Here is a 12217-nt window from a genome sequence, read left to right as displayed (position 1 = left end):
AAACGCCGTGTAGGGAACCCTACGCACGGTGTTGTGAAAGGGGCGAAAGATATTAATTCTTAGCCCCTATTCAATTTTTCTATTAATACATTCCTGGTGCCATTGGAGCAGGAACTGGATTATCTTCTTTAATTTGTGCAACACCTGCTTCAGTTGTAATAAATAAAGCAGAAATACTTGCAGCATTTAATAAAGCACTACGTGTAACTTTTGTTGGGTCAATAATACCTTTATCAAACATTGATACCCATTCACCATCTTTAGCATCAAATCCTTGTCCATCAGCAACTTTCATTTGTTGTTCTACAATTTCATCACTATTGAAACCAGCATTTTCAGCAATTTGTCCCATTGGAGCAAGTAATGCATCTAAGACAACTTTAATACCTTTTTGTTTATCTACGTTAGAATCTTTTAACTGGTCTTTTAAAGCTACATAAGCGTTAACTAATGTAACACCACCACCCATAACGATTCCTTCACTAACAGCAGCCTTTGTGGCATTTAAAGCATCTTCAATTCTTAATTTCTTTTCTTTCAATTCAGATTCAGTAGCTCCACCAACTTTGATAATAGCAACACCATTACTTAATTTACCTAATCTTTCAGCATAATTCTTTTTATCATAATCACTCTTAGAATTATTCATTTGTTCAGTGATTTCTTTAACACGTTGATCAATAGCAGTCTTATCACCACTACCACCAATCATTGTTGTATGATCTTTAGTAATGTGTATTTTCTTAGCAGATCCTAAATCAGTCATTTGCATGTCTTTTAAATTCATATTTAAATCTTTACTATAGAATTTAGCATTTGTTAAAATGGCAATATCTTGTAAGATTTCTTTTTGATTATCACCAAAACCAGGAGCTTTTGTAGCCACAACATTAAATGTTCCTCTTAATTTATTAACAACTAATGTTGAAATAACTTCTTGTTCAAAATCATCAGCAATTAATAATAAAGGTTTATTAGATTGCATAACTTGTTCAAGAATTGGTAAGATTTCTTGAACTGTATTAATTTTTTGATCAGTAACCATGATTAATGGGTTATCTAAATCAACAGTCATTTTTTCTCTATCAGAAACCATATATGGAGAAACATAACCTTTATCATATTGCATACCTTCAGCAACTTCTAATTCAGTATCGAAGCTATTAGATTCATCAACACTGATAACACCATCTCTACCTACTTTTTCCATGGCTTGAGCAATATATTGACCAATTTCTTTATCTCCAGAAGAAATAGTTGCGACACTTTCAATATCATTGCTTGTTTCTACTTTATGAGATTTATCTAAAATATATTTAGCAACTTCCTTACTTGCATAATCAATACCTTCACGCATTAAAACAGGATTAGCACCTTTTTCTACAGCTTTTAATCCATCTTGAATCATGCTTTGAGCTAAAATTGTTGCTGTAGTTGTTCCATCACCAGCAACATCATTTGTTTTATTGGCTACTTCATATACAAGTTTTGCACCCATGTTTTCAAATGCATCTTCTAGTTCGATTTCTTTAGCAATTGAAACACCATCATTTGTAATTAAAGGTGATCCAAACCCTTTATCTAAAACAACATTACGTCCTTTAGGACCAATAGTGACTTTTACTGCATCTGCAAGAGTATTAACTCCATTTAACATTGCATCTCTGACATCTTTAGAAAAACGAATTTCTTTACTCATTATTTATTCCTCCTATTCAATAATAGCTAAAATATCTTCTTCTTCTAAAATCATATATTCGTCATCGTTATCTTTAAATTTTGTTCCTGAATATTCTTTAAAGATAACAGTCATACCTTCTTTTAAGTGTTCATCACATTTAGGCCCAACAGAGACAACAGTCGCTTGATTGCTTGCTTGTTCTTTTGGACTTGTTAAAATGATTCCGCTTGCTGTTTGAGTTTCAGCTTTTTCTTTTTTTAATATCACATAATCATGTAATGGTTTCAACATTTTGTATTCCTCCTTATGTTTTAGCACTCATATATCTTGTTTGCTAACAAGTATTATTATAGCATGATATATGAACTGAATATGAACTTTTAGCACTATGATTTTAAAAGTGCTAAAATCCTTAAAATATATGAAATAATATTTTTATTTAGACTTCTCTTTTGTTATAATTTAAAAAAAGGAGAAGATTATGGCAAAAAAATATGAGAGATTTATAAAAACTTATAGTTCAGAAAAAATACTTCAAACTTCTGAAATATGGGTTGATAAAGAAACAGGTGTGAATTATCTTTTTCATAGTAATTCCGTTGGTGCAGGACTGACAGTATTAGTTGATAGAGAAGGAAGACCTATTATTACAACGGTATTTCCAGATGAAGAATAGGAGGACGACATGAAAGCTGTATTTAATCATTGTAATATTAATGTTACAAACTTAGAAAAAAGTATCTCATTTTATCAAAAAGCATTAGGACTTACTGTTGTCAGAGAAAAGGAAGCATCGGATGGAAGTTTTAAACTTGTTTATCTGACTGATAGTGAAGCCTCTTTTCAATTAGAATTGACATGGCTAAAAGATCATCCACAGGCTTATGAATTAGGTGAAAATGAAAGTCATATTTGTTTTGTTGTTGATGATTATGAAGCATATCATCAATTGCATCAAGACATGGGATGCATATGTTTTGAAAATGAAGCAATGGGACTTTATTTTATTCATGATCCTGATGATTACTGGCTGGAAATTGTACCACAAAAATAAGCAAAGAACCTTTGTGCGAAAGGTTCTTTTTATACGAGAATTTCAAATGTCTGATTTTGATGGGTAACAGGCAGGATTTGAGCATGATAGGGATTGTCTAAATGCTCTTGTAATAGGAGTTTTGTTGTTTCATAGTGTCCAAAATAGTGAATTGGTAAAATGTATTTTGTTGGAACATGTCTTAAAAAAGCATTTAAGCCTAATAAATAGTCTTTTTCTTGACGAATATCCACAACAACACAAGCAAGATCAACTGGTTCTTTGATAGAACAGATTTCTTGGAGGTAAGTCTGTTTTTGATATATATTGTCTTGTTCTGGTTCACCTTCCCAATGCCACCAATGAAGATCACCAGCATGATATATTGTCTGATTTTCCACATGGACAAGAAAAGCACATCCTTCATCAGTAGAAAGCAGTGTGGAAATAGATAAATCATCTATTTGATAAGTTTGATGTATATCTACATAATATGCATCATATTTATGACGCAGTGTATTGGATAAAATATAAGTGATTTGAGGATGATGAATTTTAAAAATATTGGGATTATAATGATCATAATGACGATGAGAAACAAAAACATAAAGAGGTTTCTCTTGATTAAGGTGAAGTTCACCTTGATAATAATCAAATAAAAGCAAATGATTGTCTAACTCTACTAAACATCCACTATGATATAAATGTGTAACTTTCATATAAAAAAAGATAACATGCGAAACATGTTATTCTTCTTCTCCATCATCATAATTTGAAACATTGTGATAAACTTCATCAACATCATCACAATCATTTAATAATCCCATTAATCTATCAAATAACATCATATCATCACCTTCAAGTTCAACATATTCTTGAGGTGTTGTTGTAATATCATCTACATCAAATTCAATATCTTCTTTAACAGCTTCAATAGCAGTTTTAATTTTATTTAAATCTGTTGGTTCACCAGTGATTTTAATACGTCCATCTTCTAATGTTGTAATGTCTTTAGCATCAACATCTCCCATCACTAATGCTTCTAATACTTCATCTTCACTCATACCACTTAAAATAACTGTACTTTCAACATTATATAAATAAGCAACAGAACCTTCAGCTCCTAATTTAGATTTTGCTTTTGTAAATGCTGGACGAACTTGTGATATTGTACGATTGATATTATCTGTTAAACATTTCACGATTAATGTAGAATTACCTGGACCAAAACCTTCAAATTGAATAGGTTCATAATTTTCAGTCACACCACTTTTGACTTTATCAATAGCACGTTTAATAACATCAGCAGGAACTTGTTCTTTTTTTGCTTTATCTACTAAACGTCTTAATGCTAAATTTCCATCTAATTCTGGTCCACCAGCTTTCGCTGTTAAATAAATTTCTTTTCCATATCGTGAATATAATTTTGCTTTTTTGGCAGCTGTTTTTGCCATTGCAACTTTACGCACTTCATGTGCTCTACCCATGATTAAACGCCTCCTTTAAAAATTCCTTTAGTATTATAAACATTTTTTAGTGATTTTTCAATAAAAAATGGTATAATCACTATATTTCATCATGAGAGATTAAAGAAAGGAGTCTGCCGTGAAAAAAATTGTTATTGTTGGAGCAGGAGCATCTGGTGTTTATTTATCACTTTTATTAAAACAACAAATGCCCCAAAATCAAATCATAGTTTTAGAACAAAATAAATCCCCATTAAAAAAATTATTAGCTACAGGAAATGGAAGATGTAATCTATCCAATAAAAAAATGCATTCACAATATTATCAAAGCGATCAACTCAAAATGGTTCAATCAATTATTCAAGATTTTGATATGGTTGAACAAATGCAAAAAATAGGACTCTATTGTGTTTATCAAGGTGATTTGCTTTATCCTAAAAGTGAACAGGCATTGTCTGTGAGAAACGTTTTCATGCAGCGTAGTGAAGAAGCTGGGGTTGTCTTTCAATATGAACAGGAAGTTTTACAAATTCAACGACAAAAGCATCAATATCTCATCAAAACAAATTCTCAAAATATTATTGCTGATGTTATTGTATTGGCGATGGGAAGTGAAGCAGGGAAACTTTCTGGAATGAATATATCACGTTATGAGATTTTAAAACAAATGCATTTAAAAGTCGTTGAACCAGTGCCTTCGCTTGTGCAATTTTATACATCTCCTGTCTTGAAATCTTTAAAAGGTGTAAGAGTTAAAGGAACATTTTCGTTAGTTGAAAATGAAAAATGTATCCATCAGGAAAAAGGAGAATTATTATTTACTGATTATGGTGTTAGTGGAATTGCTGTTATGCAATTATCGTCTTTTTATCAAAAACATCATCATTATCAATTATATATTGATTTTTTTGATGAATTAAGCCACAATCAGTTATGTCAATTATTGTCTAAACAATCTTCTTTATTTTTAGAAGGATTGATGAATCATAAGATTGCCAAAGCATTTCAAAAATATCAGTATCTTTCAATAGACCAGCTTGTATCATTATTGAAGCATTATCCATTAGAAATCAAAGGAATCAGAGAAGCTTCTTATGCCCAAGTTATGAAAGGAGGTCTATCTTTAAAGGAAGTAACAGAAGATTTGGAATTGAAACAATATCCATGTATTTATGCAATGGGAGAAATTTTGAATGTTGCAGGAATGTGTGGGGGTTATAATTTACATTTTGCTTTTGCCAGTGCTTATCGTGTTGCAAAAGCAATAGAAAGGAATGTCTATGTTAAGAATTCATAATTTAAAAGTTAAGCTTGGTGAAAAACGTTATGCAAAAATCATTTCTCAAAGTTTAAATGTTCGTGAAAAAGAAATTCAAAATGTTTCGCTTGTCAAACAATCTTTGGATGCCAGAAGACAAAATGTCCATTGGATTTGTAGTTTTGATTTTACTGTTTCCAATGAAGAACAGTTTTTAAAAAGATTTCCTCAGCTTCAAAAAGTACAGCCTTATCAATATCAGTATTTACCATCAAATGATCAAAAAGTCATGATTGTCGGTAGTGGTCCAGCCGGACTGTTTTGTGCCTATGTTTTGGCTATGAGTGGTCAAAAGGTCACAGTGATAGAAAGAGGACAGGAAATTGAAAAACGTGAAAAAGCGGTTCAAGATTTGCTTGAATATGGTCTATTACATAGTGAAAGCAATATTGCTTTTGGAGAAGGTGGTGCAGGAACTTTTTCAGACGGGAAATTGACAACAGGTGTAAAAAATAAGCGTATTCGCTATATTTTAGAAACATTTGTAAAGTTTGGAGCACCAGAGGATATTTTATATCTGCATAAGCCACATATTGGAACAGATTATTTACGACAGGTTGTTCAAAATATGCGTAAGTTTTTAGTGTCGAAAGGTGTTACTTTTTTATTTGAAACAAAAATGATTGATTTTCAAAAAACAGAAAGTGGTTATCAGATAACAGTTTTACAAAATCATCAAAAGAAGATTTTGAATAGTGATTTACTTGTTTTAGCCATTGGACATAGTGCCAGAGATACATATGAAATGCTATATCAAAAAGGTATCCCTCTCCAACAAAAGCCTTTTGCTGTAGGAGTTCGTATTGAACAATCGCAACAGAAAATCAATCAGATTCAATACAAGAAAAGTGCTTCATCACCATATTTAAAGGCGGCCAGTTATAAGTTGGCTGTGCAAAGTGGAAAAAGAGGTGTTTATACATTTTGTATGTGTCCCGGTGGTGTTGTTGTACCATCACATCATGAAGAACAGACACTTTGTGTCAATGGGATGAGTTATTATGCCAGAGATGGTCAAAATGCCAATAGTGCCATTCTGGTTACAGTATCAACGGATGATTTTGAAAGTTCCCATCCATTAGCTGGTATTGCCTTTCAAAGAGAGCTTGAACACAAGGCTTTTGAATTAGGGGGAGGCAATTACTTTGCACCAGTACAAAGAGTGCAGGATTATTTACATCATGAAGTGAATCCCTTAGGTCAAATTATTCCAACTTATCGTCCGGGTTATCGTGTATGTGATTTGAATGAACTGTTCCCTGATTTTATCAATCAGGCACTGCATGATGGTCTTATTCAAATGAATCAAAAAATGCATGGATTTATAGATGAAGATACAATCATCACAGGTATTGAAGCCAGAAGTAGTGCACCTGTTCGTATTTTAAGAGATGCTTCTTATCAATCATGGGAAGGTTTATATCCAATAGGAGAAGGAGCTGGATATGCTGGAGGAATTATGTCATCAGCTATTGATGGAATCATGTGTGCAGAACAGATTTTAAAAAAATAGGAAGGAATTGTCTTTAATTCCTTTTTATTATGTAAATTTTTGTTATTGTGATGACATTGTTTTTTTTTGGATGAAAATATGTTACACTTATAAAAAGGGTGGTATCAATATGAGTGCTTTAATTGAATTTAAAAATATTGTTAAAAGTTATACGATGGGGGATATAACGATCAATGCCAGTGATGGGGTTAATTTTATTGTGAATAGAGGGGAATTTGTCGTCATTGTTGGGGCTTCTGGAGCTGGAAAGACGACTATTTTAAATTTACTGGGAGGAATGGATTCACCAACCAGTGGTTCTATTCTTGTTGATGGCGAAAATATTGCTCTATATGATGAAAAGAAATTAACAGAATATCGCCGTAATGATATAGGGTTTGTATTTCAGTTTTATAACCTTGTACAAAACTTAACGGCTTTAGAAAATGTCGAATTAGCATCACAGATTTCTCAAAAACCTTTGGATGCCAGAAATGTTTTAGAGCGTGTTGGTTTAGCTGATCGAATGATGAACTTTCCTGCACAATTATCTGGTGGGGAACAACAACGTGTTGCCATAGCAAGAGCGATTGCTAAAAATCCAAAACTTTTGTTATGTGATGAACCAACTGGAGCATTGGATTATCAGACGGGGAAGGCAATTTTATCTTTATTAAGGGAAATGTGTGATACTTATCAGATGACAGTCATTGTGATTACTCATAACTCTGCTTTAGCACCGATGGCAGATCGTGTGATTCATTTAAAAAATGGAAAGGTCAATGGGGTTGAAATCAATGAAAACCCACAACCAATCGAGGAAATTGAATGGTAATAAGAAAGAAAAAAGCTTATTGGAAAAATCTCAGAAAAACAATTTTAACATCTAAAGCAAGATTTTTTTCCATTTTTGCGATTGTATTTTTAGGTGCGGCTTTTTTTGCAGGGTTAAGAAATACACCGGGAACAATGACTCAATCAATGGATCATTACTTGGACAAACACCATTATGCTGATTTAACATATATGGCATCATTAGGTTTTTCCAAAGATGATATTAGTGAAATTCAAAATATATCGGGTATTGAAGATATTCAATATGGTTATCAATTTGATGCTTTGATTCATCATAATGATTCACTGGCAGGAGTTACTGTTTACGCCAGTGAACAATATGATCAAGATATGCTTAATCAACCTTATCTGGTTGATGGGCGTTATCCTCAAAAAGACAATGAATGTGTCATTGATGAAGAAATGCTGGCAGAAGATTATCAGATTGGTGACGAGATTTCTATTCATAATGATCAAGGTGAAAAGACTTTTAAAATCGTTGGTGTTGTGAATGATGTTCGTTATATTGCTATTACGGATCGTGGAACGAATACTTTGGGTGATGGAACGAATGCTGGATATATTGAAATTTTAAATGAAAACAATGATTTTTTAGCTATGCCAGAAGATCTTTATGAATTACGTGATGAAGATATTTTATATAATCAGATTTCTGTCTGTGTAAAGGGAGCTAAAGAATATAATGTTTTCAGTGAGGCATATGATGATTATATTGAAGATGTGAATACAAAAATAAAAAGTACTTTATCATTAAAAATGAGTCGCTTGTATGAAGACTTGACAAGTGATGCCAAAACAAAATTAGATGAAGCCCAAAAAGAATATGATGAAGGTTATCAGACATATAGTGATTCTAAAGATTTGTTTGATGAAAAGATATTAGAGGCTAAAATTCAATTAACGAATGCGAAAATCACATTGGCTACAAAAGAAGCTGAATATTTAAAAGCTCAATCAACAGCATCTTCACAAATTCAAGACATGTTAGAAACAATTGAAAGTACGAGTGAGGAGTTAAAAGGGAATTTAGAAAGTTTACAAAAAGAACTTGAGAATTATCAAAATGAAAATACTGAAAATATTTCTCCAGAAGTGCAAAAATCAATAGCTAGTTTAGAAAAAATGGGAGATATTCTTAAAAATGCATCTTCCTCATTAGATGGATTGACGCAATTGAATGAAGCTTCTATTGCGATTGAAAAGGCTAAGCTTGAAATTCAACAACAAGAAAATCAATTGACTTTAGAAGAACTGAAAACAAATAATGAATTAGAAAAAGCTCAAGACAAATTAGATCAGGCAAAATCGCAGTTAGATGAAGCCAGAGATCAAGTGAATCAGATTCCTAAAGGAAGGCTTTATACTTTAACACGTCATGAAAATTCAGGACTTGTGAATTTTGATTCTAATAAGGATTCTATTTCTTCTATTGCAGATATTTTCCCATTAATGTTCTTCCTTGTATCAGCTTTGGTTTCATTAACAACAATGACGAGAATGGTGGAAGAACAAAGAAGTCAAAGTGGAACATTACGTGCTTTAGGTTATTCTAAATGGGATGTCATGAAGCAATATATCATATATGTTATTTTTGCAACCTTTTTTGCTTGTATTTTAGGAATTGTTTCTGGAACACAATTTTTCCCACGTATTATTTATTATTTATATAATTTAATGTTATTTCAAGTGGATGCACCTATTTCGATTTATGCCAGTACATGGGTTTTGCTGGAAACAGTTTTTATATCGGTATTTGTTATTTTGGCAGTCACACTCTTTGTTTGTATGAGTGAATTGAATTTGATGCCAGCGGTCTTAATGCGACCTAAAGCACCAAAAGTTGGAAAACGTATTCTTTTGGAAAGAATTCATTGGTTATGGCGTCGTTTGTCTTTCAATCAGAAAGTAACAATGCGTAATATTTTTAGGTATAAGAAACGCTTCTTTATGTCTGTGATTGGGATTGCTGGATGTACAGCTTTAATTATTACTGGCTTTGGTGTTAAATCTTCTGTATCACAGGTTGTTGATAAACAATATCAAGATGTTTTTACATATGATTATCTTGTTCGTTTAGAAGATAGTGTTTCAACCAAAACAGCACAGAATTATCAAAAAGATTTATTGAATCGTAGTGAAGTTGCAAATGTGGAATATGTTTTAAATAAGAGTATTAATATCTTAAAAGATAAAGAAGATTTATATGGTTCATTAATTGTTTATCAATCAATGGATAATATGAAAAACTTTGTTCAGTTTAGAAATTATCAGACATATAAAGATTTGGTTCTTGATGATGAAGGTGTTATTTTAACCGCAAAAGCAGCTGAATTGCTTGGTGTGGAAGATAATGATACAATTGATATTGAACTCAATGAAACAAAGTATAGTGTAAAGGTTTCAGGTATCACAGAAAACTATTTTATGAATTATATTTATATGTCCCAGACTTTATATGAATCATTGACATTACAGGATCTGGAAGTGAATAATGCGTTCTTGATTTTACAGGATGATCGTGCTTCGAGTCAAAAAACACTGGAAGCTTATATGCAGGACAAAGGTTATGGAAATTTAACCAATGTATCATCAATTGGTGAAGAATTTGATAAACAGGTTCAAAGTGTAAATCTGGTTGTTGTTATTTTGATTGTCTGTGCAGGAGCTTTAAATTTCATTGTCCTTTATAACTTGACAAATATTAATATTCAAGAACGTAAAAGTGAGATTGCAACGATTAAAGTTTTAGGTTTTAGACGTAAAGAAGTTTATGACTATATCTTTAGAGAAAATGTTCTTTTATCAGTGATTGGTTCTTTACTGGGAATGATTTTTGGTTATTTCCTTCACAAGTTTATTATTTTGACGGTGGAATTGGATATGACAATGTTTGTTAGACAATTAAATATCAGTAGTTATATATATGCTATTATTATGACTTTAGGTTTTACTTATTTTATTAATTTCACAATGCGACATGTTTTAAATAAGGTTGATATGGTGGAATCTTTAAAGAGTATTGAATAGGGAGTGGAATCATCCACTCCTTGTTTTATAAAATAATATATTTTTTATTAAATAAATAAATATTTTTATGATTTTTAGAATATTTGAAAAAATAAAGTTATTTTTTGTTGACTTGTATAAAATGTTAAGTATAATAATGAATATATTTAAAAAAAGGGGAGAGATATATGAATATAAAAAAAGTTATGTCTTTAATGGCTGTGTCAAGTATGTTGGTTGCTTGTGGTGGAGGAACTGGTGGTTCTTCAGCTACAGAATTAAAAGAAGGGGATACAATTAAAATTGGATTTGTTGGTCCATTAACTGGAGAAACATCAACTTATGGAATTCCAGTTAAAAATACTATTGAACTTGCCATAGAAGATTATAATAATTCTGATGATGCAAAATATAAAGTAGAATTACTAGCTGAAGATTCTCAAGGTAAGGAAACAGATGCTGTGAATGCTTATAAAAAATTAGTTGGTGAAAAGGTTGTTGGAATTGTTGGTCCTGTTATTACGGCTGAAGGTTTAGCTTTAGGAGAGGCTTCTAAAGCTGATGGAACACCTATTGTTTCACCAAGTACTTCTGGTGATAGTATTACTTTAAATAATGATGGAAGTACAAGAAGCAATTACTTTAGAACATGTTCTAATGACTCAATGGGTGGTCAGACAATTGCAACAGCTATTGGTGATGGTCGTATTAATGTTAAGAAAGTTGCTATTTTAACAAATAGTGGTAGTGATTATAGTCAGGGATGTACAGATTCATTTGTTGCTCAGGCAAATAAAGATGGCACACAAATTGTATTACAAGAAAAATATCCAAAGGATACAAAAGATTTTGGAAGCTATATTACAAAAGTAAAACAATCAGGAGCAGATGCTGTTTATATTCCAGATTATTATGAAATAATTGCAACTATGGTTGGTCAATTTAAAAATGCTGGTTACAATGGTACATTCTTAGGAACTGATGGTTGGGATGGCGTTTTATCAGTTAAAGATGTTGATAAATCTATTTTCAATGGAGCTTATTATACAAATACATTCGATGACCGAGTAGAAGATGTACAAAATTATGTAGCTAAATATAAAGAAAAATATAACAGTGATACAAACATGTTTGGAACAATGGCTTATGATGCAACTTGGGTATTATTGAAAGCAGTTGAAGCTGCTGGAACAACTGATTATGCTAAAATTTGTGAACAGTTAGAAAAGACAAATTATGATGGTATTACAGGTCATTTTGAATTTGATGATCAACATAATCCAACAAAAGAATTGGTTGTTAAAACTATTAAAAATGGTGAATATAGTTATTTAGATTAGAAGAAAAATAAAGGAGATTTTTCTCC

Annotated in this window: 11 protein-coding genes; 7 read left to right on the top strand and 4 right to left on the bottom strand. The window is 31.6% G+C overall.

The genetic code is table 11. The features are described from left to right. Positions 1-82: 82 nt before the first annotated feature. Together groL and ACESR5_RS07145 are read right to left on the bottom strand one after the other, a co-directional pair. Positions 83-1699 (bottom strand): chaperonin GroEL, encoded by a 1617-nt coding sequence (gene groL, locus ACESR5_RS07150; protein WP_289527970.1) that lies wholly within the window; start codon positions 1697-1699, stop codon positions 83-85. 12 nt (positions 1700-1711) lie between these two features. After that, on the bottom strand, positions 1712-1972 hold the full coding sequence (locus ACESR5_RS07145; protein ID WP_087245164.1) for a co-chaperone GroES: 261 nt from the start codon (positions 1970-1972) through the stop codon (positions 1712-1714). Between the two features lie 190 nt (positions 1973-2162). On the opposite strand from ACESR5_RS07145, the gene ACESR5_RS07140 reads away from it, so the two are divergent. Together ACESR5_RS07140 and ACESR5_RS07135 are read left to right on the top strand one after the other, a co-directional pair. Next, positions 2163-2357 (top strand): DUF6440 family protein, encoded by a 195-nt coding sequence (locus tag ACESR5_RS07140; RefSeq protein WP_087304130.1) that lies wholly within the window; start codon positions 2163-2165, stop codon positions 2355-2357. 9 nt (positions 2358-2366) lie between these two features. After that, on the top strand, positions 2367-2735 hold the full coding sequence (locus ACESR5_RS07135; RefSeq protein WP_129737242.1) for a VOC family protein: 369 nt from the start codon (positions 2367-2369) through the stop codon (positions 2733-2735). Between the two features lie 29 nt (positions 2736-2764). On the opposite strand, the gene ACESR5_RS07130 is transcribed toward ACESR5_RS07135, so the two are convergent. Together ACESR5_RS07130 and ACESR5_RS07125 are read right to left on the bottom strand one after the other, a co-directional pair. After that, complete coding sequence (locus ACESR5_RS07130) at positions 2765-3433, bottom strand: MBL fold metallo-hydrolase (RefSeq protein ID WP_087296670.1); 669 nt, start codon at positions 3431-3433, stop codon at positions 2765-2767. Between the two features lie 27 nt (positions 3434-3460). Beyond that, on the bottom strand, positions 3461-4201 hold the full coding sequence (locus ACESR5_RS07125) for a YebC/PmpR family DNA-binding transcriptional regulator (protein WP_087357555.1): 741 nt from the start codon (positions 4199-4201) through the stop codon (positions 3461-3463). 118 nt (positions 4202-4319) lie between these two features. Here ACESR5_RS07125 and ACESR5_RS07120 point away from each other — a divergent pair, with 118 nt between their 5' ends. The 5 genes from ACESR5_RS07120 to ACESR5_RS07100 all read left to right on the top strand — a co-directional run bounded on the left by ACESR5_RS07120 (position 4320) and on the right by ACESR5_RS07100 (position 12191). Continuing rightward, positions 4320-5477 carry an aminoacetone oxidase family FAD-binding enzyme gene (locus ACESR5_RS07120; protein WP_087245169.1) on the top strand — a complete coding sequence of 386 codons (1158 nt, stop codon included), beginning with the start codon at positions 4320-4322 and terminating at the stop codon, positions 5475-5477. Beyond that, complete coding sequence (locus ACESR5_RS07115; RefSeq protein WP_373154849.1) at positions 5461-7011, top strand: NAD(P)/FAD-dependent oxidoreductase; 1551 nt, start codon at positions 5461-5463, stop codon at positions 7009-7011. Before ACESR5_RS07120 ends, ACESR5_RS07115 begins: the two co-directional genes overlap by 17 nt. A gap of 109 nt (positions 7012-7120) precedes the next feature. Further along, complete coding sequence (locus tag ACESR5_RS07110) at positions 7121-7825, top strand: ABC transporter ATP-binding protein (protein ID WP_087245171.1); 705 nt, start codon at positions 7121-7123, stop codon at positions 7823-7825. Next, positions 7819-10872 (top strand): FtsX-like permease family protein, encoded by a 3054-nt coding sequence (locus ACESR5_RS07105; protein WP_373154847.1) that lies wholly within the window; start codon positions 7819-7821, stop codon positions 10870-10872. Before ACESR5_RS07110 ends, ACESR5_RS07105 begins: the two co-directional genes overlap by 7 nt. A 167-nt stretch (positions 10873-11039) precedes the next feature. After that, on the top strand, positions 11040-12191 hold the full coding sequence (locus ACESR5_RS07100) for an ABC transporter substrate-binding protein (RefSeq protein WP_087296655.1): 1152 nt from the start codon (positions 11040-11042) through the stop codon (positions 12189-12191). Positions 12192-12217 lie beyond the last annotated feature (26 nt).

The organism is Clostridium sp. AUH-JLR23, assembly GCF_964238065.1.
Classification (GTDB): domain Bacteria; phylum Bacillota_I; class Bacilli_A; order Erysipelotrichales; family Coprobacillaceae; genus Allocoprobacillus; species Allocoprobacillus merdigallinarum.
The sequence above is the reverse complement of the archived record's forward strand: the minus strand, read 5'-3'. Positions and strand labels throughout refer to the sequence as shown.